This is a genomic window from Variovorax sp. CF313 (assembly GCF_000282635.1).
Taxonomy (GTDB): domain Bacteria; phylum Pseudomonadota; class Gammaproteobacteria; order Burkholderiales; family Burkholderiaceae_C; genus Variovorax.
The window spans coordinates 1-24,879 of record NZ_AKIW01000169.1 but is presented as its reverse complement, the minus strand read 5'-3'; the positions used below and the strand labels follow the sequence as shown (position 1 = coordinate 24,879).

General features: G+C 62.0%; 23 protein-coding genes. 21 read left to right on the top strand and 2 right to left on the bottom strand.

What is annotated here, in order from left to right; all coding sequences use genetic code 11:
• Positions 1 to 13: 13 nt before the first annotated feature.
• The 8 genes from otnK to PMI12_RS27225 all read left to right on the top strand — a co-directional run bounded on the left by otnK (position 14) and on the right by PMI12_RS27225 (position 6,856).
• Positions 14 to 1,285: a 3-oxo-tetronate kinase gene (gene otnK, locus PMI12_RS27255; protein ID WP_007839190.1), complete on the top strand. Its 1,272-nt coding sequence runs from the start codon at positions 14 to 16 to the stop codon at positions 1,283 to 1,285.
• A gap of 64 nt (positions 1,286 to 1,349) precedes the next feature.
• Positions 1,350 to 2,270 (top strand): GntR family transcriptional regulator, encoded by a 921-nt coding sequence (locus tag PMI12_RS27250; RefSeq protein WP_007839189.1) that lies wholly within the window; start codon positions 1,350 to 1,352, stop codon positions 2,268 to 2,270.
• Positions 2,267 to 2,953 carry a class II aldolase/adducin family protein gene (locus PMI12_RS27245; RefSeq protein ID WP_007839188.1) on the top strand — a complete coding sequence of 229 codons (687 nt, stop codon included), beginning with the start codon at positions 2,267 to 2,269 and terminating at the stop codon, positions 2,951 to 2,953. Before PMI12_RS27250 ends, PMI12_RS27245 begins: the two co-directional genes overlap by 4 nt.
• Positions 2,950 to 3,816 carry a methylglyoxal synthase gene (locus tag PMI12_RS27240; protein ID WP_042674586.1) on the top strand — a complete coding sequence of 289 codons (867 nt, stop codon included), beginning with the start codon at positions 2,950 to 2,952 and terminating at the stop codon, positions 3,814 to 3,816. Before PMI12_RS27245 ends, PMI12_RS27240 begins: the two co-directional genes overlap by 4 nt.
• An 11-nt stretch (positions 3,817 to 3,827) precedes the next feature.
• Positions 3,828 to 4,913, top strand: a complete 1,086-nt coding sequence (locus tag PMI12_RS27235) for a lactonase family protein (RefSeq protein WP_007839186.1) — start codon at positions 3,828 to 3,830, stop codon at positions 4,911 to 4,913.
• 119 nt (positions 4,914 to 5,032) lie between these two features.
• Positions 5,033 to 5,164: a hypothetical protein gene (locus PMI12_RS29645; protein ID WP_337459825.1), complete on the top strand. Its 132-nt coding sequence runs from the start codon at positions 5,033 to 5,035 to the stop codon at positions 5,162 to 5,164.
• Positions 5,165 to 5,558: 394 nt separating this feature from the next.
• Entirely contained in the window at positions 5,559 to 6,242 is a 684-nt protein-coding gene (locus tag PMI12_RS27230) for a glutathione S-transferase N-terminal domain-containing protein (protein WP_007839184.1), read from the top strand.
• 2 nt (positions 6,243 to 6,244) lie between these two features.
• Entirely contained in the window at positions 6,245 to 6,856 is a 612-nt protein-coding gene (locus PMI12_RS27225; RefSeq protein ID WP_007839183.1) for a 2-hydroxychromene-2-carboxylate isomerase, read from the top strand.
• Positions 6,857 to 6,898: 42 nt separating this feature from the next.
• On the opposite strand, the gene PMI12_RS27220 is transcribed toward PMI12_RS27225, so the two are convergent.
• Both PMI12_RS27220 and PMI12_RS27215 read right to left on the bottom strand, forming a co-directional pair.
• On the bottom strand, positions 6,899 to 7,588 hold the full coding sequence (locus PMI12_RS27220; protein ID WP_237726187.1) for a Crp/Fnr family transcriptional regulator: 690 nt from the start codon (positions 7,586 to 7,588) through the stop codon (positions 6,899 to 6,901).
• 76 nt (positions 7,589 to 7,664) lie between these two features.
• A complete protein-coding gene (locus PMI12_RS27215; RefSeq protein ID WP_007839181.1) occupies positions 7,665 to 8,657 on the bottom strand; it encodes a GlxA family transcriptional regulator in 993 nt (330 codons plus the stop codon).
• A 114-nt stretch (positions 8,658 to 8,771) separates the two neighbouring features.
• Here PMI12_RS27215 and PMI12_RS27210 point away from each other — a divergent pair, with 114 nt between their 5' ends.
• The 13 genes from PMI12_RS27210 (at position 8,772) to PMI12_RS27150 (ending at position 24,332) form a co-directional block, all read left to right on the top strand.
• Positions 8,772 to 9,059 (top strand): hypothetical protein, encoded by a 288-nt coding sequence (locus PMI12_RS27210; RefSeq protein WP_007839180.1) that lies wholly within the window; start codon positions 8,772 to 8,774, stop codon positions 9,057 to 9,059.
• 229 nt (positions 9,060 to 9,288) lie between these two features.
• Positions 9,289 to 12,831 carry an indolepyruvate ferredoxin oxidoreductase family protein gene (locus PMI12_RS27205; RefSeq protein WP_007839178.1) on the top strand — a complete coding sequence of 1,181 codons (3,543 nt, stop codon included), beginning with the start codon at positions 9,289 to 9,291 and terminating at the stop codon, positions 12,829 to 12,831.
• 2 nt (positions 12,832 to 12,833) lie between these two features.
• A complete protein-coding gene (locus PMI12_RS27200; RefSeq protein WP_042674581.1) occupies positions 12,834 to 13,562 on the top strand; it encodes an enoyl-CoA hydratase-related protein in 729 nt (242 codons plus the stop codon).
• On the top strand, positions 13,559 to 14,281 hold the full coding sequence (locus tag PMI12_RS27195; protein WP_007839176.1) for an NAD(P)H-dependent oxidoreductase: 723 nt from the start codon (positions 13,559 to 13,561) through the stop codon (positions 14,279 to 14,281). Before PMI12_RS27200 ends, PMI12_RS27195 begins: the two co-directional genes overlap by 4 nt.
• 15 nt (positions 14,282 to 14,296) lie before the next feature.
• A complete protein-coding gene (locus PMI12_RS27190) occupies positions 14,297 to 15,130 on the top strand; it encodes an amidohydrolase family protein (protein WP_007839175.1) in 834 nt (277 codons plus the stop codon).
• Positions 15,131 to 15,175: 45 nt separating this feature from the next.
• Entirely contained in the window at positions 15,176 to 15,952 is a 777-nt protein-coding gene (locus tag PMI12_RS27185; RefSeq protein ID WP_007839174.1) for an enoyl-CoA hydratase/isomerase family protein, read from the top strand.
• A 158-nt stretch (positions 15,953 to 16,110) separates the two neighbouring features.
• Positions 16,111 to 17,493: an MFS transporter gene (locus tag PMI12_RS27180; RefSeq protein ID WP_007839173.1), complete on the top strand. Its 1,383-nt coding sequence runs from the start codon at positions 16,111 to 16,113 to the stop codon at positions 17,491 to 17,493.
• 230 nt (positions 17,494 to 17,723) lie between these two features.
• A complete protein-coding gene (locus PMI12_RS27175; RefSeq protein WP_007839172.1) occupies positions 17,724 to 19,418 on the top strand; it encodes an AMP-binding protein in 1,695 nt (564 codons plus the stop codon).
• A 391-nt stretch (positions 19,419 to 19,809) separates the two neighbouring features.
• Entirely contained in the window at positions 19,810 to 20,994 is a 1,185-nt protein-coding gene (locus PMI12_RS27170; protein WP_007839171.1) for an acetyl-CoA C-acyltransferase family protein, read from the top strand.
• Positions 20,995 to 21,104: 110 nt separating this feature from the next.
• A complete protein-coding gene (locus tag PMI12_RS27165) occupies positions 21,105 to 21,392 on the top strand; it encodes an alpha/beta fold hydrolase (protein WP_007839170.1) in 288 nt (95 codons plus the stop codon).
• Positions 21,393 to 21,481: 89 nt separating this feature from the next.
• On the top strand, positions 21,482 to 22,339 hold the full coding sequence (locus PMI12_RS27160) for a 3-hydroxybutyryl-CoA dehydrogenase (protein WP_007839169.1): 858 nt from the start codon (positions 21,482 to 21,484) through the stop codon (positions 22,337 to 22,339).
• A 70-nt stretch (positions 22,340 to 22,409) separates the two neighbouring features.
• The gene (locus PMI12_RS27155) at positions 22,410 to 23,594 is read left to right on the top strand and encodes a pyridoxal phosphate-dependent aminotransferase (RefSeq protein WP_007839168.1); all 1,185 of its coding nucleotides are present in this window, start codon (positions 22,410 to 22,412) and stop codon (positions 23,592 to 23,594) included.
• Between the two features lie 318 nt (positions 23,595 to 23,912).
• Entirely contained in the window at positions 23,913 to 24,332 is a 420-nt protein-coding gene (locus PMI12_RS27150) for a hypothetical protein (RefSeq protein WP_143696830.1), read from the top strand.
• The last annotated feature ends 547 nt before the right edge of the window (positions 24,333 to 24,879 follow it).

Genomic DNA, 24,879 nt, shown 5'->3' with positions numbered 1-24,879 from the left:
TCGAGCCCTCACCATGACACAAGTCCTGCTCGGCTGCATTGCCGACGACTTCACGGGTGCCACCGACCTGGCCAACAACCTGGTGCGCGCGGGCATGCGGGTGGTGCAGACCATCGGTGTGCCGGACGCGAGCGTGACCGTGGATGCGGACGCGGTGGTGGTTGCGCTCAAGTCGCGCACGATTCCCGTCGCCGACGCTGTCGCCCAATCTCTGGACTCGCTTCGTTGGCTTCGGTCGGTCGGCGCCCAGCAGATCTATTTCAAGTACTGCTCGACCTTCGATTCCACGCCCGCCGGCAACATCGGGCCCGTGACAGACGCGCTGATGGAGGCCCTCGACACCGACTTCACGATCGCCTGTCCGGCGTTTCCGGAGAACGGCCGAACGGTGTTCAAGGGCTACCTGTTCGTGGGTGACGAACTGCTGCACGAGTCCGGGATGCGCAACCATCCACTGACGCCGATGACGGATTCCAACCTGGTCCGCGTGCTGCAATCGCAGACGAAAAGGCGCGTGGGCCTGATCGACTATCGAACAGTGGCCGCCGGTCCGGCGGCAATTTCCGAACGGATCCGCGCCCTCAGGACCGAGGGGGTGTCGATGGCGGTGGTCGACGCCACCAGCAACGCCGACTTGATGGCCCTGGGGCCGGCACTGAAGTCCCTTCCGCTGGTGACCGCTGGTTCCGGCGTCGCCATCGGACTGCCGCAAAACGTCGGTCTCGTGCCGGCAGCGGCCGCGGGCCAGCTTCCCCAGGCTCTGGGCTTCAGGGCCATCGTGTCCGGCAGCTGCTCGACAGCGACCAACGCACAGGTCGCCGACTTTGTCGAAGGAGGTGGCGCGGCGTTTGCCGTCGATCCCTTGCAAATGGCCAATGGCCAGAACGTCGTCTCGGACGCGCTCGAATGGGCCCAGCAGCGGATCGCGTCGGCCCCGGTGCTCATCTATGCCACGGCCCGACCCGAGGCGGTGAGCGCAGTGCAGGCGCGGTTGGGCGTGGCGCAAGCCGGCGAGATGGTTGAACACGCGCTGGCATCGATCGCGCGCGGACTCGCCGAACGAGGCGTGGGTCAGCTGATCGTCGCGGGGGGGGAGACCTCCGGCGCCTGCGTGCAGGCGTTGGGCATTCAAAGCATGCGTATCGGTCCCCAGATCGCCCCGGGTGTGCCCTGGTGCCATGCGGGATCGCCCCATGCCAGGGAGGGCGCGATGCATCTGGCCCTCAAATCGGGCAATTTCGGTGCGACGGACTTCTTCACGCGCGCGTTCGAGTTGCTCTCGTAACGCCTCGATGCCTTCCACCCAGCTACAGTAGAGTTTCCCTTCGCACCACGACACTTCCACCGCCATGCCCGCGCTCAGTGCAGTCCCCAAGGTCAATCCGGCTTCCAGTGTAAGTGCCCTGATCCCGACCCTCGCGCGCCGGATCATCGAGATGATTCGGCGCGAGGGTTATCCGATCGGCCAAAGGTTGACCGAACAGGCGCTGTGCGACGAACTCGCAGTGTCCCGGTCGCCGGTGCGCAAGGCCCTCCAGTACCTGCAGGCGGCCGGGGCCGTCACATCGGAGCCGAATCGCGGCTATCAGGTGGCCAAGGGCGCTTCGGAACTCGGCGAACTGGAGTTTTCACCGGACCCATCGTCCGAAGAGACGGTCTACATGCGGATCGCCAATGACCGTATCCGCGGGCTGCTGCCGGACGAGATTGCCGAGGCCGATCTCATGAGCCGGTACGATCTGGGCCGACTCCAGGTCCAGCGGGTGCTCAACCGCATGTCGCGCGAAAGCATGATCGATCGCAAGCCCGGGCGAGGCTGGATGTTCCGGCCGTTGTTGAGCAACGTCGAGTCCCATCGCGAGAGCTATCGATTCCGCATGATCATCGAGCCCGCGGCGATTCTCGAGCCCGGCTATGTGGTCGACATCCCTGAGTTGGAGAAATGCAGGCGCGAGCAGATCGAACTGCTGCAAGGCGGCATCGAGCGTTGCACTCCGACCGAGTTGTTCCGCGCCGGCGTGCATTTCCACGAAACGGTGATTGCCGGGGCGAACAACCGGTTCTTGCTGGACTCGCTGCGGACGCTCAACCAGATGCGGCGTGTCGTGGAATACGGAACCCGGCTCGACCGGGCGCGTCTGCATCGTCAGTGCGAAGAGCATCTGGTGATGATCGATCTGCTCGTGAAGGGCGAACGCATGGAGGCTTCGCAGTTCCTGCGCCAGCACCTGAACACGGCGCGAATCACGAAGCTGGGAGACGCAGGTTGAACGAAGGCTTGGCCAGGGAAGAGATCTGCCGCATCGGGCGCAGCCTCTTCGAAAGAGGCTTCGTGCATGCAACCGCGGGCAACATCAGCGTTCGCCTCGACGATGGCGGCTACCTGATCACACCGACGGACGCATGCCTGGGTTTCCTGAGCCCCGACCGCCTCGCCAGGCTCGACGCGAGCGGCACTCAGTCGAGCGGCGATCGAGCGAGCAAGACGATCACCTTGCATCGGCGCATCTATGCCGCGAGCGCAGGCACGGCGCTGCCCGCGCGATGCGTGATCCATACCCACAGCACCCATTGCGTCGCATTGACCCTCGACGAGGACGTCGATGCCGTCGAGGGAGACTGCAAGGAACTTCTTCCCGCACTGACGCCCTATTTCGTGATGAAGGTGGGCCGCGTGCCGCTGATCGACTACACGCGCCCGGGCCATTCCGGAGCGGCCGACCGGGTCGAATTTGCCATCCGCACCTATGCCACGAAGGGGTCGCCCATCCGTGCGGTCATGCTCTCTCGCCTTGGCCCGAATGTCTGGCACGACACCCTGTCGGCCGCCATGGCGACTCTGGAAGAGCTCGAAGAGACCTCGCGCCTCTGGATCTTGAGTGGCAGGCGCGCACGGGCTCTGTCGGATCCGCACATCGCGGATCTTCGGCTGGCTTTCGGAGCCCACTGGTGAGCGCGCTGCGGTTCGGGCTGGTTGCCAACAGGCTGCACCGACGGGCGGAAGGCGCGCTCCTGGCCTGGGCTCGCGCCTGCGATGAATCCATTCGCATGCTCGATCTTCAACTGTATGCCGTGGGCGGCGCGTACGATGCGTTGGCGGGTGCGCATCGGCTGTCGGGTCACAGCGGACTCTTCCGGCTTCCCTCGGGCGTCGACGGCGGTGTGATGAGGCTGGCCTCTCGCGTCACGGGCGGGCTGGACCCTGTCGATGAACTCGACGGTGTCATCTACCTGATCGATCCGGTCGACCCGTCTTCCCTTTACCCGGAGGCTCAGGCGCTCAAGCGGCAATGTGTCATTCACGGCAAGCCCTTCGTGTCGACAGAGGCCGGCGCGGTCGAATGGATGGCGGTCGAACTGTTTCACGCCGGTGTCGGAAGACCCATGCCCGCAGCGCCTTTGGCCGGACAGACGGTGGCGTTGATCGCCCACGATGCCCTGAAGCAGCGCATGGTGGCGTTCGCAGCGAAGTATTTTGATCTGCTGTCGGCCTTTGCGACGCGCGTGGGCACTGGTACGACGGGCGGCCTCTTGAACGAGATGGCGTGGAGCCGCGGTTGGCCAGCGGACACCCCCTGGGTCAAGCCGCAGCTGAGCGGCCCCATGGGCGGGGATGCGCAAATAGCAGAGCTTGTGCTGAATCGCGCGTGTAGCAAAGTGATCTTCTTCGAGGATCCGCACGTGGCACGGCAACACGAAGCCGACATCCAGTTGCTGGAGCGCGCGGTGTGCACCGCCTCCAAGGACACCACCTGCTTCAACTCGCCCTCGATGGCCGAGCGCTGGGCCGTGGCTGTGACCCGGTCATCCCACTGAGGCCCCTTCCGATGTACGCCTACGTAGGTTCACGAACGACGCGCGAGCGCAATGCGCGGGGCCGAGGCATCAGTGTGTACTGGCTCGACGAAGCTCAGCGCGAATTGACCGAAGTCCAGGTCGTCGAAGGTCTCGTGAACCCGTCGTTCCTCGCGTTGAACGCTATGGGGGACGTGCTCTACACAGTGCACGGCGATGCGCAGGAGGTGAGCGCGTTCCGCGTCGATCGCCTTCAAGGGACTTTGACGTTTCTGAATAGTGAGGACTGCGGCGGGCGCAATCCCGTACATCTGGCCATCGATCCGAGTGGAAGATACCTGATCGTTTCGAACCATTTGAGCGGGACGGCTGCCGTCATGCCGCTGCTGGATGATGGCGCGGTCGGCGCAGTGTCGGAGCTTGTTGCATTGACAGGCGAGCGAGGTCCCCACCGCGTGGAGCAGCCATTCTCGAAACCGCACTTCAACCCGTTCGATCCCAGCGGACGCTTTGTCGCGTTGCCGGACAAAGGGTTGGACCGTGTGTTCACGTTCCGGTTCGAGGACGGCCGTTTGCTGCCGACAAACCCGCCCTTCGTCATGGCACGCGAAGGATCCGGCCCGCGCCACATCGCATTCCACGGAGCGGGAAGCTACGCGTACGCAGTCAACGAACTGGATTCGACCGTGGTGGCCTATGAGATGAACCGGAGCGAAGGCACGCTCAGGGCCATTCAGGTTCTCTCGACGTTGCCCGACTGCTTCACTGGAAACAGTCGGGCCTCCGAAATCGCCGTCGATGCATCCAATCGCTTCGTCTACGCATCGAACCGCGGCTTCGACAGCATCGCGATCTTTGCCATTGAGGGTCAGTCCGGCCGACTGCGCTTTATCGAAGCTGTTCCATCGCAAGGAAAGACTCCGCGTTTTTTCGCTATCTCGCCCAATGGGCGGACCCTGTTCGCTCTCAACGAGGACAGCGACTCGATCATCGCCTTCGGCATCGATGCCGAGACCGGAAGTCTCGGGCACGCCGGAACTCCAACGGCATGTGGCAGCCCCGTATGCTTGGTTTTCGGTCGGGACCCGCTTGCAGCTTCCGCTAACTTGAAACTTTGAAGGACGCCACCCATGAACAAGACGATAGACCTGGACGACCGGTACCCTGAGGCGCCCACGCTACCCCCGATCTTCGCGACTTCGGCGGGCGCCTTCAGTTCAAAGGACTCGCGCTGACCGTGTCCTGCTTCGAGGACAGTTCACGGGTCAAGGAACTGAGCCTGACCCAAGGCGGCGGTCGCGCGCTGGTCGTCGACGGTGGTGGCAGTACGCGTTGCGCGCTGCTAGGTAACATCATCGCGATGGGATGAGGAACTTGTCACGGTTACGAACCGTGGAAATCCAGTCGAGAGCCTTTCCGAAGCCCTTCCAGGTTTTGCCCGTCTTGGGGGTGGCTGTACTTCGGAAAGCCCGTACCCTTGCGTACTGCTTTGCCTCCGTCGAGGGCCTTGCCGGCGGCTGCCTTCAATGTCTTGGCGCCACGCCCCAAGAGGTGCTCGACGGTCAGGCCATCAGGAGTAGTCGGCAAGGAGAATTCAGCCTGTCGGTTACATCAACCTTTGTGACTGAAATACATCCAGTACGCCGGAGTCGATCTGTCGTTGAAAAGACATCGCGATCCAGTTGTCCCTGCTAACCTGAAACGGAGTTGAGTTAGGAATCCACGGACCCCGTGTGGATCAGCTTCGTACAAAAGGAGACAGGATGATCGATCTATACAGCTGGGCGGCACCGAACGGGCACAAAGTGCAGATCCTGATCGAGGAACTGGAGATTCCCTACCGGGTCATCCCGATCAACATCACTGCGGGCGACCAGCACACGTACACCTATCGCGTGATCAATCCGAATGGAAAAATCCCAGCCATCGTGGATCACGCGCCGGCCGACGGTGGCGGGCCGTTCACGGTCTTCGAGACCGGAGCCATCATGGTCTACCTGGCCGAGAAGGAGAAACGCTTTCTCCCCACCGAACTGCGCCAGCGCAGCGAAGTACTTCAATGGCTGTTCTGGCAGGTCGGCGGGATCGGTCCGATGATGGGTCAGGCCCAGCACTTCTTCCGCTATGCGTCCGAAAAAGTACCTTACGCCATCGCACGCTACCAGGCGGAAACAAGACGTCTCTTGAAGGTTCTGGATGACCGTCTTGATGGTCGCGAGTTCATCTGCGATGAGTACTCGATTGCCGACATGGCCAGCTTCGCCTGGATCCGGATCCACAAGATGACCGGTGTCCCACTGGATGAGTTCCCTCGTGTGCAGGATTGGTATGGCCGGGTACGCAGCCGCCCCGGCGTCGGCCGCGGTCTGGATCTTCTGAGAAACCAATGGGTGGACGTGACGAAGTCCGATGAAGCGAAGCTCAACCTTTTCCAGAAGAACCGCTGACCATGTCGATCGACACGGCCCGGGTGGAAGCGTTCTTCGATCTGCGAAGCCCATACTCCTACCTCGCGCTCGGCCCGGCCCGTGCGCTCGCTCAGCGCAGCGGCGTCGCCTTCGATTGGTGGCCTTACGTGACCGACTTCCAGTCCGCATACGGCGGGGAAGTGGAGCAGCGATCGAGCCGCGATGTCGCGAAGCTGAAGTACCTCTACATGGATTGCCGGCGGCTCGCAAAGCTGCAGGGGTTGACGGTGCGGTCTACGACGAAGCTCTGGGATCCGACGCTCGCGAGTCAGGCCGTCCTTTTTGCCAAGGCCAGGAACCGGCTTTGGGAGTTCTGTGACCCGCTGCTCGCGGCATTCTGGCGGCGCGAGTTCGACTTGGAGTCCCCAGTGGAGGTGGAGGCGGCTCTCGTCAACGCGGGGCTGTCGTCTTCGGAGTGGAACAAGTTCCTGCAAGGAGAAGCCAAGGGAGCTTTGACAGGGGCGCTCGCACATGCCGAGAGGCTGGGCGTATTTGGCGCTCCGACTTTCATCTATAAGGGGGAGATGTTCTGGGGTGGAGACAGGATGGATCTGCTTGAATCCGCGATCCGGGGCGCGGCTTCGCAAAGATAGCTATCGTCTCGGGGTAGCCCATTCTTAGCGCCCGGTGGACTATCAATTCCCAATGTAGTCGCGCAGGCGCTGCGTGTGGACGATCAGGAATCCCTTGGGGCCTTCGGTTCGGACAATTCCATCCTGTTTGAACGATGCCAGTGCCATGTTCACTCGCTGGCGCGAGAGGCCGCAGATCAACGCCAGATCACGCTGATGGATCGATAGCCTGAGCGCATCTTCGTGTCCGTTCTTGGCGAGCATCAGGAGCGCCTTCGCAACCCGCTTCTCGGGCCCCAGCAGGCGCGACGCCACGAGCATCCCGACGAACTCACCCATTCGGGCGTTCATGACATCGCAAAGAAAGTTGCTGAACTCAAGAGACGAACTGCGCAGCACGTGGAAGGTATTTGCAGGAACGAGGCAGAGACGTGCGGAGGTCAGCGAGCGCAGGTCGTACTGCATCAATTCCCTTTTCAACAAGGATCCGTCGCCGCACCATTCTCCTTCCCGAAGGTAGTACAGCGTCGTCTCGTCCCCTTCCGGACCGACGATGCACATCTGCAGTTGGCCGCTCACGACGCCGTACCAGTATGCGCTGGGCTCGCCAGCGCGGGCGACATACTGGCCGGCGGCCACCTTCATCTCCACTGACGTTCCTAGCGTCAGGGCCCGAAGTTCGGTGGAGAGCGCGTGGAACCATGGCCACTTCCCGAGGAATTCGGCCAAGCTTGCCGTGGATGTTTCGTCCACGGCGGGTGCTTGGGTGATTCTTTGTTCCATCATTCGCTTCCAAAGCCTCAGCCATTGGTGATTGTGTTGGCCCGGACTAGAGCGAGGAGTCCATCTGGAAGCGGCCGCGGTAGGCCCCCGGACTCATCCCGATGCGTTGACGGAAGAGTCTGGAAAAGGAACTGGTGTCGCTGTATCCGACCTGGCTCGCCACTTCTTCGACGCTGTGCGAACTGGTCTCGAGCAGCGCACGCGCAGCTTCCAGCCGAAGATCCTGAAGATAGGCCAGCGGCGTTTGGTCCAGCACGCTGCGGAAGCGGCGGATGAGGGTTCTGTCGCTGACCGCGAGCGTATCGGCGAGCTCGCTGATCCTCAGATCCTTGGTCATGTTGCCCTGCAGCCAGCGCTGGGCTCGATGCACCAGCGCGTCGGAGTGGTTCTTTTGGGCAAGCAATGGAAGATAGGGAATCTGGCTGGTTTGACTCACGTCAATCAGCATGGCCTTCGCGCACTGCGACGCAATGACCGGCCCCGAGAAGCGCTCAATGACACGAATGGTCTGAATCAGATACGACGCTGACGCGCCCGCGCACATCAGCCGGTCCATCTCGGTGATCACAGGACGAAGTTGCAGGTCGACACGTGGAAACTTCTCCCTGAACTGCCGTTCAAGCCACCACGTGGTCGTCGCAACGCGCTCATCGAGCAAGCCCGTCTGGGCCAGGATGAAGGTGCCCGTGCAGTTCGCGGCGACCCATGATCCTGCGCGCCATTGCGCCGTCAGCCAGGCACAGGCATCGGCCTGCCGGTCGAGGAACTGGTCGAACTGTCGGTGCCCGCCATAGTGAAAGCTGGGAACAAACACCAAGTCATACCGTTCTCGTGGCCCCAACTTGTGGGTTTGCAGAGGCAGGCCGTTGCTGGCAATCGCCGCTTCGCCCGACGGCGACACGAAACGCCACTCGAATAGTGCTTTCGCCGGCGCTTGTTCGAGCCTCAGATGCGAGTTCGCGATCTGAAGGATGTCGGCAAACCCGGCCACGCTGGAAGCGTAGCAGCCGTCGAAGGTGAGGATGGCGGCACGTGGCATTGGTCGTAAATGGCATAGAACATGTCAGTTTCGACAATTTACACCAAGACGTGGAAATCCGCCTAATGAGCCTTGCTGGCCTCTAGACCGGCGACTACAAAAAGGAGCACGGAGATGAGCGACATACCCCTTGCGTCATTGCGCAGCGACGTCTCTGGCTGCGATCAAGCCTTGCAGCCCCAGATACAGGCGAACTCTCGCCAAGTCGTCGACGGAGAACCCTATCCCGCTTGTGAATGCGGCGACCGAATTGCCGCACTGGGAAGCTGCCACGGATTCGCTGTCGTCCCCGCCAGCCAGGTGCAGGATTTCTATCGTGGTTATGCGTTGGTGGCCGTTCCCGCCATCGCGATGGCAGCCGTGGCCGGCATCGCCTATTTCGTGTTTGGGCTGTCGTTCTGAGCGCCCCCTCCGTGCGGAGCTCGATGGACGATGGCGAAAGTAGCACAAACAAAGTCAATTTCGCCAATGTACGAATGGAGCGTGGTGCCGGTTAATAGAGGGACAGCATCCCGCCCGAGCAACAAATACAAGGAGTTCCCCATGAGCCTGTCATCGAGTGCAGCCGCCTCGCGCGAAGCACACCCCCGTGCCGTTGTCGCCGGCTGCGCCCAACATGGGGAGGTGCGGCATGTCTGAGGTCGCGCCGCTGCCTGGAGCGCTGCTGCGTCCCGCGAAGCTCGAGGACCGCTATCAGCTGGACCGCGGCCCCGCCTATATCAGTGGTTCGCAGGCGCTGGTCCGGCTGCTGCTCAACCAGAGCGCCCGCGACCGTGCGGCAGGGTTGAATACCGCCGGGTTCGTCAGTGGCTACCGCGGGTCGCCGCTGTCGGGCCTGGATCAGGTGCTGTGGGGGATCCAGAAACTGCTCAAGGAAAAGCAGATCGAGTTCATCCCGGGCCTCAACGAAGACTTGGCAGCGACCGCCTGCTGGGGAACCCAGCAGTTGATGCAGCACCCGGAGGAGGCCACGGTCGATGGTGTGTTCGCCATGTGGTACGGCAAGGGGCCTGGCGTCGACAGAAGCGCGGACGCCCTCAAGCATGCCAATGCGGCTGGAACTTCACCGCATGGCGGTGCGCTCGTGCTGGCCGCCGACGACCACACGGCCAAGTCATCCTCGTTCGCGCATCAGAGCGAACAGTTGCTGGTTGCGTCGTTCATCCCCATTCTGTACCCGAGCAACGTGCAGGAATACCTCGACTACGGGATTCATGGCTGGGCAATGAGCCGCGCGTCGGGCCTGTGGGTGGGGCTCAAGTGCGTGGGGGATATCGTCGAGACTACATCGATCGCGGACGTTGATCCGTTCCGGGTCGAATGCCGGCCGCCCGAGGATTTCAAGGCGACGGAAGACGTCCACATCCGTTGGCCCGACGTGTGGGCGACGCAGGAGCCGCGGATCGTGCGCACCAAGCTGCCCCTGGCGCTGTCCTACTGTCGTGCGAACGCGTTGAACCGCATCGTGGCCAAGGGCGCAGGTTCCCGCATCGGCATCATTGCGGGCGGCAAGCCCTACAACGACGTGCGCGAAGCACTCAGGCTGCTCGACATCGGCGAGCAGGATCTGGCCGCGAGGGGTATTGCCCTTTTGAAGCTCGGCATGGTCTGGCCCCTGGAGCCGCAGATCATCCGCGAGTTCGCACAGGGCCTCGACGAGATCTTCGTGGTCGAAGAGAAGAGGGCGCTGATCGAGCAGCAGGTCAAGGACATCCTTTACCCGCTTGCCGCAAGTGGAGAGAAAGCGCCCCAGGTCGTGGGCAAGTCCAGTGGCGGCCTCCAATGCGCGGAATTCGAGATTCCGCATGGGCAGCGCCTCTTGCGCGGAGATGCCGAACTCGGGCCCGTGGACATCGCGGCGGCGTTGCAGGCGCGGCTGCATGCCGCAGGCATGGACGCATGCCAGGCGCTCCCCTACACGCCAGAAAAGGGAAAGCTCCTGGCGCCCCTCATGCGCACGCCGTACTTCTGTTCTGGCTGCCCGCACAACAGCTCTACCAAGGTACCGGAGGGTTCGCGCGCCACGGCCGGGATCGGCTGTCACTACATGGCCAACTGGATGGATCGCCGTACCGAAAGCTATACGCACATGGGCGGCGAGGGTGCTCCGTGGGTGGGGCAAAGCCGCTTCTCCAAGCGGCCGCACATGTTCGCCAACATGGGCGACGGCACGTTCTTCCATTCGGGCTCGCTCTCCATCCGTCAGGCCGTGGCGGCCAAGACGCCGATGACGTTCAAGGTCCTGTTCAACGACGCTACGGCGCTTACAGGTGGGCAGCCGCACGACGGACCGCTCACAGCACCGATGCTGACGCAACTGCTGCATGCCGAAGGCGTGGCACGCGTCGTGGTCGTCAGTGACGACGTCGAGAAATACAAGGGGCACGAATCCGCGTTTGCGCCTGGCACGACCTTCCATCACCGGCGCGATCTGGACGCCGTCCAGCGCGAACTGCGCGAATTGCCTTTCGTGACCGCCTTGGTCTACGACCAGACCTGTGCCGCCGAAAAGCGCCGCCGGCGCAAGCGCAACAAGTACCCGGATCCTCCGGTCCGCTACGTCATCAATCCGGAAGTGTGCGAAGGCTGCGGCGACTGCACCGTCAAGAGCAACTGCGTCTCCATCGAGCCGCTGGAGACGCCGCTGGGTCGCAAGCGCCAGATCAACCAGTCCTCCTGCAACAAGGACTACTCCTGTGCCGACGGCTTTTGCCCGAGCTTCGTGGCCGTGGAGGGCGGGGCCTTGCGCAAGAAGCCGGTCGACTCCGGTGCCGGCTCCGAAGGCGATCCGGCAGCCTGGCCCGAGCCGGCCCATCCCCAGTTGCCCGCGCTGGACACCAGCTACGCTGTGCTGGTTAACGGCATCGGCGGCACGGGCGTGCTGACGATCGGCAACATCCTGGGCATGGCGGCGCACCTGCAGGGGCTGCATTGCTCCGTGATGGACATGGCCGGCCTGGCCCAGAAGGGCGGCGCGGTGTGGAGCCATGTGCGCATCGCGGCAACGGCCGACGACATCCACGCGCCCCGCATACCGGACGCTGCCGCCGATGCGCTCATCGGGGGCGATCTGGTGGTAAGTGCGCATCCGGACTCCGTCAGCCGGCTGAAGTCCGATTGCCGCGCGATGGTGAACACCAATGTATCGCCCACCTCCGACTTCCAGCGCAACCGCGACTTCAGCATGCCGAACGAGGCGCTGTGGGCCACCATCGAGCAGGCGTGCGCAGAGAAAAGACTGGCCAAGATCCCGGCCCATGACATCGCGGTGCGCTACTGCGGAGATAGCGTCTACGCCAACATGATCTTGCTGGGTGCGGCCTGGCAGGCTGGGCAGGTGCCACTGTCGCACGATGCGCTGCGCCGCGCGATCGAGCTGAACGGGCAGGCGGTGGATGCCAACTTGCGCGCGTTCAAGATCGGCCGGCAGTACGTGGCGTCGCCGGAGCGGCTGGTGGCGAAGCCCGCTGCGGTCGTGCAATGGATCCCCAGGGCCGGCAAGGAAGACGTGCCGCAACTGGTGCAAGACCGCCGCGACCGGCTGGTGGCCTACCAGGGCAGCAGCTATGCCCAGCAGTACGAAGGCTTTCTGCGGAAGGTACGTTCGTCCGGTGCTGCGATGCCCGACGGCTACGAACAGTCCGTCGCCAGGAATCTCTTCAAGCTGATGGCTTACAAGGACGAGTACGAGGTGGCGCGCCTGCATTCGTCCGCGGAGCTGCGCAAGCTGATCGAAAGCCAGTTCGATGGCGAATACAAAGTTGGGTTCTCCCTGGCGCCGCCACTCTTCGCCCGGCGCGGCTCGGACGGCTTGCCGCGCAAGCGGCTGTACGGCGGCTGGATGGCGTCGGCGTTCACGGTCCTTGCGAAGCTGAAGTTCCTGCGGGGCACGCTGTTCGATCCGTTCGGGTACACGCACGAGCGCAGGACGGAGCGCGCGCTCATCGACGAATACAAGCAGGGGATCCAGGCCACGCTGCCTTTCATCGCAGCCCAGCCGAAGAAGTGTCTGGAGCTGGCACGCATTCCTGAGCAGATCCGTGGGTTCGGACACGTGAAATTGAAAGCCATCGAGGAGGCGCGTGAACGCCAGCGTGCCTTGCTGGGCGAGATTACCGGCAAGGACATTCCGCCGATGACCCACGGACACCGTTTGCAAGGAGCCTCGTCGTGAGTATGGAAAGCATTGAATCCATCCAGTGCAGTGTGCAGGACGGGGTATGGCACCTCTGCATAGCCCGGCCTGAAAAACGCAACGCGCTCACCATGCCCATGTTCGCGGCCATCGCCGAGGCCCTGAGAGCTGCCGACGAAAGAGACGACGTGCGCTGCATTCTGGTGACGGGGGCGGGCGACGTGTTCTGCGCCGGGCATGACTTGAAGGCCTTCGACGAATGGCCTCAGCAGCCGCAGGATGCCGTGCCAACCTTCCTGCACGCCATCGCCGACGTGAGAAAACCTGTCGTGATCGCGGTGCATGGCTCCGCCACCGGGATCGGCGTGACTTGGCTGCTGCATGCCGACTGGGTGGTGACGAGTGCCGACACGGTCTTCCGGCTTCCTTTCGTCGACCTGGGCATTGCTCCGGAGGCGGCCAGCACGCTGCTGTTGCAGCGGGCCGTTGGCCTGCCGCGGGCCAAGCGCCTGCTCCTCGGCGGCGAGAAGTTCACGGGCGCCGAGGCATGCGAGTGGGGACTTGTCGCAGAGGTCTCGCCCGCGGCGGAGATTCATGCAAGAGGCTGGGAGCGTGCAAAGCTTCTCGCTTCGAAGGATCCCACGATTCTTCGGCGCATCAAGGACTGGCTGCATCCCAGCAGCGAGTATCACCAACGCATAGACGAAGAGGTGATCGAAATCAACGCGGCCGTCGGCCGCCGTCGAAAGGCAATGGAGAGCACGCAATGAAACGCGCACATATCGTTTACGCGCACCCTGAACCGAATTCGTTCGTCGCAGCCATGCGCGACATGACCAAGGAGGCCTTGGAGAAAGATGGCTGGCAGACGAGCGTGACCGATCTGCAGGCCATCAACTTCAGTGCTGTGGCCAGTGCAGCTGATTTTGGTGTCAGGTCACGCGAGGACTACCTGGTCTACCCACTAGAGCAGCGTCATGCCTGGCAAAACCAGACCATCGACCCGCAGATTGCCGCCGAGGTCGAGGCCGTGCGCAATGCTGATCTGCTCGTGCTGGTATTCCCCATCTTCTGGTACTCGGTACCGGCCCAACTCAAGGGTTGGATCGACCGGGTGTTCCTGTCCGGTGTCTTTTACGGTGGAACGCGGGTTTACGACCAAGGCGGCATGCGCGGCAAACGCGCGATGGTCGTAGCGTCTCTGGGTGGGCGGGACTACATGTTTGGCCCTGACTCGATCCATGGTGACCTGAAGGACATGCTCAAGCACCTCCTGCAAGGCACGTTGGGGTATGTAGGCTATTCCGTCCATGAGCCGTTCTTTGCGTACCACGTCCCCTACGTGGACAACACGGAGCGTACCGGCATGCTCATGAAGCTTTTCCACGCCGTGGAGAACATCGACAGCCGGCCGGTACTGCCCATGCCCAGCCTGGATGATTTCGACGACCAGTTCCGGCCCAAGGTGGCGCAGACTTCATCAACCTGACTCAAGAGCAGTGAGATGACCGAAATCATCGATGCATGGATGCAGCTTCCGAACAAGGCGTACTTGCTGGACCCTATGTTCGATTCTTTGCGTCGATGGCCGACGGCTTGGCGGACGTTGGCGCAGGACAACCCGGACATCTCGCACGACGAGGCGCTCAAGACATTCCGCGAGCAAGGTGTCTCGCGGACGATCGCGAGCGCGTGGTGGGGGCCCGCGGGGCCGATGATCACGAACGACGAAGTGGCCGCCGCGGTCAAGGCGCACGGCGGATATGTGGTCGGCGTTGCGTCCGTCGACATCAACAGGCCAATGGACGCGGTGAGGGAACTGCGCCGATGCGTGAAGGAGTTCGGCTTCAAGGGCCTGCGGGTCCTGCCCTGGCTGTGGGGGCTCCCTCCCGACGACCGCAGGTACTACCCCCTCTATGCCGAATGCGTCGAGCTCGACATCACGTTCTGCCTGCAGGTGGGCCATGCCGGCCCGATGCGGCCTTCGGAGCCTGGGCGGCCAATCCCCTACCTGGACAACGTCGCGCACGAGTTTCCAGAACTGCGCATCGTCGGCGGGCACATCGGCTTCCCCTGGGTGAGCGAGATGATCTCGCTCATGATGAAACACCCGAATGTCTACGTCGACACCTCTGCCTACAAGGCTTCCCGGTTTCCACCGGAGCTGGTGGCCTACATGCGCGGCCCGGGAAAGAACAAGGTGATGTTCGGCACCAACTTTCCGATGCTGACCCCCGCAGAATGCTTGAAGCACATCCAGGCGCTGGAGCTCGGAGACGATGTGCTCCCCCGGTTCCTCGCGGGTAACGCACGTCACGCGTTCAAGCTGGAAGAGTGAATCCACCGGCCGCTGTTTCGATTTTTCAACTAAAGGAGACGCCACATGGCATGGGATATCGAAGTCATTGATGAGTGCGCCGTCGTGCGCATGAACACCAACAAGGTCAACGTCCAGAACGACCAGTTCTTCGCCGACCTGCACGCAGCATTCGATCGCCTCGAACGCGAGTTCAGCGAACTGCCCGTCGTCCTGACGGGCCAGGGCGATGCGTTCTCGGCGGGTATCGATTTCCAGTACAGCTTCGAGATCTTCGGGAGCGGCAGCCTCGACAAGATCCGCGACTGGTACAAGGCCTACCGCGAAACCAATCTGCGCATCTTCCGGTACCCCCGGCCCACGGTGGCGGCCATCAACGGCCATGCCATCGCGGGTGGCCTGATCACTGCCCTGGATTGCGATTTCCGCATCGCGGCCCGCAAGAGCGCGAAGTTCGGACTCAACGAAGTCCCCATCGGCATTCCCATGCCTGCCGCCTATGTGGAGATCATCAAGTACGCCTTGGGCGACAAGGTGGGTGCGCTGACCACCTTGCGGGGCGAGTTGTACGGTCTGGAAGAGGCCGAGCGACTGGGGTTCTTCCATGAGGTGGTTGAGCCGGACCAGCTGTTGTCCACGGCCATTCGCTATGCGCGCTGCATCACTCCCGACTGCAACGTCGCCTATGCGATGTCCAAGAAGGCGCTGCAGGATGCGACGAACAAGCAGATCGACGAGCGCACCGTGTCCCTGGATGCCCTGCTGTCGAATGGCATGAGCGACCCTGGAAACCGAAAGGCTCAGGACCGACGCCGGCAAGAGATCATGCACAAGCGCAAATAGAGCCGGCGCGCGAAGCGCGCTATACCCCTTGTAGGCATCTCGTGTCAGCAGAGATGCCTGCATTGCCGTGGCTTGGCGGGGGAACTGCCATATGGCAGCAACTTTCAAAAAACAGTTCTTGAAGCTTTACAAACTCCATGTTCATTGGAGGAGACTATATGCAATCTATTGACCTTCACAAGCTTGTAGACGAAGCCAGATTCAACCGCTTTCATGCGGTCGTCCTCATTCTGTGTGCAGTGATCATCGTCGCCGACGGCTACGACCTGGCCGTCGCTGGGATCGCACTCCCGGCCATCATGAGCGACATGAATGTCAATCCGACAACGGCTGGCTTCATGGCGAGCTCGGCACTGTTCGGAATGATGTTTGGTGCGGTGGGGATGGGCATGCTCGCCGACATTATTGGCCGGCGCTGGGCGCTTTCGATCTCGGTGCTCCTTTTCAGCGTCTTCACAGCTGCAGCAGGTTTGGCGCACGATCCCATCGCCTTCAGCGTGCTGCGCTTCATCGCGGGGCTCGGAATCGGTGGTGCGTTGCCTTGTTCGACTGCGCATGTGACGGAGTTTGCGCCCAAGAAGTTGCGAGGCTTGCTGGCGACAGCGATGCTTTGTGGCTATGCGGTAGGTAGTGTGCTTGCGACGTTGGTCGGCAAGCAATTCCTCGAAAAATATGGATGGCAATCGGTGTTCTTTGCAGCTGGCGCACCAATCGTGCTAATCCCGTTCATCCTGAAGTACATGCCTGAATCGTTGCCATTCTTGATAAAGCGGAATGACAATTCGCGCATTCGAGCGATCGTTGCTCGTCTTGCGCCAAGCCACCCGCTTGATGCAGGTGCGCGTTTTCTCGCGCCGATCGACAACAAGGCTGAGGGAGTGCCGATTGGCAGGCTGTTTCGGGATGGCCGCGGCTTCAGTACGGTCATGTTCGCGGCCGCGTTCTTCTCTGTGCTGTTCATGATGTACGCACTGAGCACTTGGCTTGTCAAACTGATGGCGATGGCTGGGCATAGTGTGGGTTCCGCGCTGAACTTCCTGTTGCTCTACAACGGCGGTGCGATCGTCGGAGCTGTATTTGGCGGCTGGCTTAGCGATAAGCTGAAGATCAAGTGGGTTCTGTGCATCTTCTTCGCCGTGTCAGTGGTATCTCTGACACTGCTGGGCCATGGAGTGCAACCGCTGTCCCTGATCGTCGCGGTCGTCGGGGCCTCCACGCTCGGCACCGGGATCGTGCTCCATGCGTATGCCGCCCAGTTCTATCCGGCGCCAATCCGTTCGACTGGAGTCGGCTTTGCATCGAGCGTAGGACGTGCCGGCGGTATTTCGGCACCGATCGGTATTGGCGTGCTGATGTCGATGAAGCTGCCGCTCGAGCAGAACTTCATTTCGATCGCGATGGCGGGGCTTGTTGGCGCTATCGCGGTGGCCTTGATCGATCATCGCCGGTCAGCATCCGCTCACGCGATTGACGCCTCGAAGGGGTTGGATGCCCGGGAAGCAGAGGCGGTCACCGGTCGGGCGGCTGCTGCTAGCCCCTGACCACCAGCGCGGGCTGGTGGTGAATTCCAAGGGGGTTCGTCGCGGCAGGTCTGACTCAGGTCCATCGCACCCGATGAAGATGTCGGCGCGATCTCGCTCAATGGCCCATGGGCGCTGGCCGCTTTGCCAGGCAGGGCCGGCGCTAGCCCTGCTTAGCGGGCCGGATTTCCTAGGCGGGCATGTATTTCCGCGACGCTTGCGCGTATCTTTTCAATGGAGACTAAGTTGGTATGACTGAACTCACGACGAGCTATTCGCGTGGCGCGGCGGATAGGCCATTGATCGAGCAGACCATTGGCGCCTTCTTCGACGAGATGGTCGGGAAGTTTCCCGACAAGGAAGCGGTGGTCTCCTGCCACCAGGGCATCCGGCATACCTATGTCGAGTTGCAGCGCGAAGTCAATCGGATGGCGAGTGCATTGCTTCGAATCGGCCTGGAGCCGGGCGACAGGATCGGCATCTGGTCCCACAACAACGCCGAATGGCTCGTTACCCAGTTCGCAACTGCCAAAGCTGGGCTCATCCTCGTCAACATCAATCCGGCGTATCGGCTGTCCGAGCTTGAGTACGCGCTAAACAAGGTCGAATGCAAGGCATTGATCACGATGCCATCCTTCAAGACGACCAACTACCTGGAAATGGTCAGAAGTCTCGCGCCCGAATTGGACGGTGCAGTGCTTGGACGCCTTGAGTCAGCACGGCTGCCCTCGTTGAAGACCGTCGTCCAGATTGGCCGCGATACAGCTCCTGGGTTTCTGCGCTTTTCGGATCTGTTGGTGATGGGCGACCCGGCAGACCAGGCCGTCGAAATCGTCGGCGCGCGATTGCGCAACACGGATCCGATCAACATCCAGTTCACGAGCGGCACGACGGGCTCCCCAAAGGGGGCGACCCTTACCCATCGCAATGTACTGAACAACGGATTCTTCATCGGCGAAGCGATGCGGTTGTCCCCGGAGGATCGCCTGTGCATTCCGGTGCCGCTGTATCACTGCTTCGGCATGGTGGTCGGAAACCTGGCTGCTCTGACGCACGGAACGACCATCGTGTATCCGAACGATGCATTCGAGCCCGTGTCGGTGCTGCAGTCCGTGCAGGACGAGCGATGTACGGCGCTTCATGGCGTGCCGACCATGTTCATTGCCGAACTCGACCATCCACGCTTCAAGGAGTTCGATCTGTCAACGCTACGCACAGGGGTCATGGCCGGTTCGCCGTGCCCTATCGAAGTGATGAAGCGTGTCGTGAGCGAGATGCACATGAGCGAGGTGACGATCGCATACGGCATGACGGAAACGAGCCCCGCAAGTTGTCAGAGCACGACCGACACGCCCCTGGAGAAGCGCGTCTCCACCATCGGGAAGGTGCTTCCTCACCTGGAGTTAAAGGTCATAGACCCTATTTCCGGGGAGATTCTGCCGGCTGGCAAGGTGGGCGAGCTTTGCACGCGCGGTTACTCCGTGATGCGTGGATATTGGGCAGATGCGGCCAAGACCGCCGAGGCCATCGATGCAGACGCCTGGATGCATTCGGGTGACCTGGCCGTCATAGACGAGGACGGATACGTCAACATCGCCGGTCGCATCAAGGACATGGTGATTCGAGGCGGTGAAAACGTCTACCCGCGCGAGATAGAAGAGTTTCTGTACCGTCACCCCGCCATTCAGGACGTGCAGGTGATTGGAGTCCCGGATCAGAAGTACGGCGAGGAGCTTTGCGCATGGGTCGTCCTTCGCAATGGCGCCTCGCTCAGCGAGGAGGACCTGAGAGCGTTCTGTCAAGGGCAGATCGCGCACTTCAAGGTTCCGCGATACATCCGTTTCGTAAACGGATTTCCGATGACAGTCACCGGGAAGATTCAGAAGTTCGTGATGCGGGAGATGATGAAGAAGGAACTCAATCTCGCCGAGGCGGTGTCTGCGTGAGCCTGTCCAAGATGAGGGGCCGCACCGGCATCGTTCAGAGCAGCCTCCTTGGTTCCAAGTTTGAGCAGAGCTCGAGTCTGCTGCTTCACGGACTCATGGCGTGACGAGGCGTCACGGCGTGCAAGAGCAGGTCTGCTTGTGGGCCGCGAAGTTGGTTTGGGGCACGTATCCGTTGTTGGGTCGGATTGGCGGATTACGCATAAGAATAGTCGATTTAGCCACTGTGCGCCGAGCGCTGAAATTTCTAAAGTAGGTGCAAACGGGTGCCATGCCTTGTCTAGGCATCTGCACAGCGCCTTGAGTCGCAAGTCTTCCTTTACGGGTGGAGCTTGGAGACAGGGGCATTGGTTCAATGAGTTCGACCATTTCTTCAGCTTCTGGCAGGCCCTATATGAATGCTCGCGAAATCTTCGTCATCGCCACCGCTCGCACAGCCATCGGCACCTTCGGTGGTGCGCTGAAGGATGTTCCGAACACGCAGCTGGCAACCACAGCGGTCAAGGCTGCGCTGGAGCGCAGCGGCGTTGCGCCCGACGCCATCGGGCATGTCGTCATGGGGAATGTGATCCCGACGGATCCGAAGGATGCATATCTCAGCCGCGTTGCCGCCATTGATGCGGGCATCTCGATCGAGACCCCGGCGTTCAACGTCAATCGCCTGTGCGGATCTGGGCTCCAGGCCATTGTCTCGGCTGCGCAGGCCATTGCGCAGGGCGACTGCGAGATCGCCATCGGAGGAGGCTCGGAGTCGATGAGCCGCGGGCCATACATCGACACTTCGGCGCGCTATGGCGCACGCATGGGCGATGCGACGCTGGTCGACTACATGCTCGGCATCCTGCATGACCCGTGGGAGAAGATCCACATGGGTATCACCGCTGAGAACGTGGCGGCGCGCTTCAAGATCTCGCGCAAGCAGCAGGATGAACTGGCGGTTCTCAGCCAGCAACGCGCGGCAGCGGCCATTGCGACGGGCCGTTTCAAGGAACAGATCGTTCCGGTGGAGGTGAAGACCCGCAAGGGCGTGGTGCTGTTCGATACCGACGAGCACGTGCGGGGCGACACGACGCTCGAATCCCTTTCCGCGATGAAGCCCGCTTTCAAGAAGGACGGTCTGGTCACTGCCGGCAACGCATCGGGTATCAACGATGGCGCGGGTGCCGTGGTGCTGGCGGAGGGAGGCCGTGTGAATGCGCTGGGCCTCAAGCCGCTGGCCCGCTTGGTGGGCTATGCGCATGCGGGTGTGGAGCCTGCCTATATGGGTATCGGCCCCATCCCGGCTACGCGCAAGGTGTTGGCGCGCACGGGCCTGAAAGTCCAGGACCTCGATGTGATCGAGTCGAACGAGGCGTTCGCGGCGCAGGCCTGCGCGGTGATTCAGGAGCTTGGCTTTGATCCGGACAAGGTGAATCCGAACGGCTCCGGCATCTCGCTGGGTCACCCCGTCGGCGCGACGGGCGCGATCATCACGACGAAGGCGATCGCTGAATTGCACCGCACTGGTGGACGTTATGCGCTGGTGACGCTGTGCATCGGTGGAGGGCAGGGCATCGCCGCCATCTTCGAACGTGTCTGACCGTTTGTCACTTCTCGCACGCGGTGTCTTGCCGCGGCGGGAACTCTCTGAAATCCAGGCACCGAGTTCGATGCCGCTTCATCCAAAGGAAGCCCGGCGATGCAAGCCAGGTGGCACTGGCGCCGAACGGCGTGATTGCCGATTTGATGGAGTTGTGGTCTGCCGGCCGGCCTACTTATGAGCCCGAGCGGATTCGCGTGCCTACGCAATTGCTGCTGGGCGAATGGGACGTGGATACGCCGGTGTACATGGCGCAGGAATTGTTTTCCAAGCTGGAGCAGGCACCCTACAAACGGCTGGAAGTGCTTGCGCGCGGTACACACTCGATGGTGTTGGAACTGAACCGGATCGAGCTGTACCACCGGAGCCGTGACTTACTGGAATCGCGCTTCGTGTGACGGATATGGCATGAAATGTGTCATATTTGCCAATGGCAGCCGGGACTGAGTAACTGGACACTGATGGTTCCTACTCCTCCGAATTCATCATGAACAGACAGCACGTTGGCGTGATCGGCGCCGGAACCATGGGCAACGGCATTGCACAGGTGTGCGCACTTGCCGGACTCGATGTCACGATGCTCGACGTCTCCGACGAGGCGCTGGGCCGCGGTATCTCGACCATCACGGCCAGCCTGGACCGGTTGGTGAAGAAAGAAAAGCTGCGCGCGGAGGACAAGGATCTGGCGCTTGCCAGGATCCGTCCGACGGTCTCCTATCAGGATCTGCGCGGCGCCGGCCTGGTGGTAGAGGCGGCGACGGAGAGGCTCGACATCAAGCTGCGCATCCTCCGCGACATCGAGGCAGTGGCCAGCGACGAGGCGGTGATTGCGACCAACACCTCGTCCATCTCCATCACGCAGCTGGCTGCCGTCCTGAATCGGCCGGATCGTTGCATTGGCATGCACTTCTTCAACCCGGTTCCCGTGATGGAACTGCTGGAGCTGATTCGCGGATTGCAAACCTCGGATCTGGCACACGAACAGGCCTTGGTCTTTGCACGGGCGATCGGCAAGAGCGCGATCACGGTCAGGAACAGTCCCGGGTTCGTGGTGAACCGCATTCTCTGTCCGATGATCAACGAGGCCATCTACGTCCTGCAGGAAGGGCTCGCCAGCGCCGAGGAGATCGATGTCGGCATGAAGCTCGGCTGCAATCATCCGATCGGGCCTCTGGCATTGAGTGACCTGATCGGGCTGGACACCATGCTGGCCGTGATGCAGGTGTTCCATGAAGGCTTCGGCGACCCGAAGTACCGGCCTGCGCCCTTGCTCAAGGAGATGGTGGATGCTGGTCGCCTGGGCCGCAAGACTGGCCAGGGCTTCTACACCTACAGCAGTCGTTGACAGATTGGAGGATTGAGGGGCGGTACAGCGTCTCGGTCCTTTTTCAGAGCTTTTTGATCGAGGCCGAGCCATGAGAATTTCCAAGCGCGCAGAGCGCATCGAGCCGTTCTACGTGATGGAGGTGGCCAAGGCTGCCTCGCAGTTGGCGCGTGAGGTCGCTCATGGCGACAAGCCAATGGTCTACCTGACCATTGGAGAGCCGGACTTCACCGCACCGCCTCTGGTGCAAGAGGCCGCCGTGCGCGCTGTGCGAGACGGCACAACGCAGTACACACCGGCCATCGGGCTGGAGCCCTTGCGCGAGCGCATCAGCGACTGGTACAAGCAACGTTTCGGCGTGAACATCCCGGTACGCCGGATCGCGGTGACCGCAGGTGCCTCGGCGGCGCTGCAACTCGTTTGCCAGGCCTTGATCGAGGCGGGCGATGAAGTCCTGATGCCCGACCCGAGCTATCCGTGCAACCGGCATTTCGTGATTGCCGCCGAAGGCCAGCCGGTCATGGTGCCCACCACGGCAGCCGAGCGGTATCAGCTGAGCGCGGAAAAGGTCGAGGCCCACTGGGGCAGCAAGACGCGTGGCGTGCTGCTCGCCTCGCCGTCCAACCCCACGGGAACGTCCATCCATCCGGACGAACTGCGCCGCATCCACGCCTGTGTCCAGGCCAAGGGAGGCGTCACGTTGCTCGATGAGATCTACCTCGGGCTGAGCCACGACGACGCTTTCGGTCAAACCGGCCTGGCCATTGACGAGAACGTGATCAGCATCAACAGCTTCTCAAAGTACTTCTGCATGACCGGGTGGCGCCTGGGCTGGGTGGTGGCTCCAGAACCTCTGATCCCGGTGATCGAGCGTCTCGCGCAGAACTTCTTCCTTTGCCCCAGTACCGTCGCCCAGCACGCCGCGCTGGCTTGCTTCGAACCCGACAGCATCGCTGAGTACGAGCGCCGCCGCGCGCAGTTCAAGGCGCGCCGCGACTGGTTCATCCCGGAGCTGGAGAAGATCGGGTTCAAGGTTCCGGTGGTGCCCGACGGCGCGTTCTACGCCTGGGCGGATTGCTCGCCGTGGTTCGACGCCTGGAACGTTTCGAACAGCTGGGATTTTGCGTTCGAGGCCATGAAGAGAGCCCACGTCGCGATCTCGCCTGGCCGCGATTTCGGAACAGCCGAGTCGGCGAGGTTCGTGCGCTTTTCGACGGCCAACTCGATGGAGCAGTTGCGGGAGGCCGCGGCAAGGCTCGCCGTTCTGCGTCCGTGAAAGGACAGGCACTAGCTTCGAGCACGCCACACGGGTCCTGCTGTTTCACAACGTCAGCTATGGAATGGTCATGTTGATAACCTTGCGGAGCGTGCCTTCGGAACAGGATTCTCGGATTGTCATTGCATGCATACGTGCATGCATCTGGGCAGGTATCGAAGACCGGCCTTTCTGTGTCTTCCCCAAAGCAGGGCGCGATTCGATGCATCGCGATCCTGGCGAACCGCAACAGTTTGCCGACGAGCCTGCTCTGTTCGAGCAACCTGCATACCACGCCGCGGCCGGCGCCGAATTCGGCGCTGCAAGGAACTGATGCCCATGCGCGCGCTCCTTGCCACGTTGCTGGGTTTCATTGGCGAACGTGCGCCGTACCCGGAGTTGGCGCAATGGCTGCCAGTCTGGCGAACGATGCAGGCGGCATCTGCGAATCGTGATCCGTTCGTTGCAAGCGTGATCGCCGCGCTCAAGGCCGATCGGCATGCCTGGGCGTTCTTCAGTGGATACCAGGGAGCGCTGCAATCGGCTTTTCCCGATTCGGTAGAGGGCGGACACGTCGGCGCGCTTTGTGTCCACGAGACTGGCCGGAAGATGACTGAGGTCACGACGAGCGTGGAATTCTGCGACCGCATCCCGTGCTTGCACGGGAAGAAGTCATGGGCCTTGACCAGCATCGAAAACCTGACTCTGTTGGCGCTTGCCAGCAGCGATGGCCCTCAGAAGGGGCCAGACAGTACGTGATGGTGCGTCTTCCATCCAGTGCCATGGGTGTCAGCCGGGGGCATTCGCGCCAACAGGCCGTTGTGCCCGAACTCGCTCACTCAGAAGTCCGCTTCGACACGGTTCGCTTGACGCCTGAGCAGTTGGTACCTGGCGATGGGTATGCCGAACATGCCAAGCTATTCCGAGTGCTGGAGGACATCTTCGCGACGGGAAGCGTCTTGGCGTATCTGTTCGCAGAGGCCCAGTCCGGGGGCTGGCCGACGACGTGGTGCCAGCGCTGTATTGCGGCTATCGCGATGCTCCACGCATGTGCCGATCTGGATCCTCGCGACACGCGTGCGCACATCCTGGTGGCGGGGTCCCTGTCTTTCGCGGGTGACGTGATTCGGGAGAGCGAAAACCATTGGCGACCTGCGCAAGCGATCGCCCACAACCGCTGGCAACGCGACAGGCCGATTCTTTCGCTGGGCAAGGAGGCGAGGCGCCTGCGAGCTATCGGGGCCTGGGCGCGCGCTTGAGGGGAGACTGGTGGCACTACCCAGTAAGCGTACGGCAATCACACCTT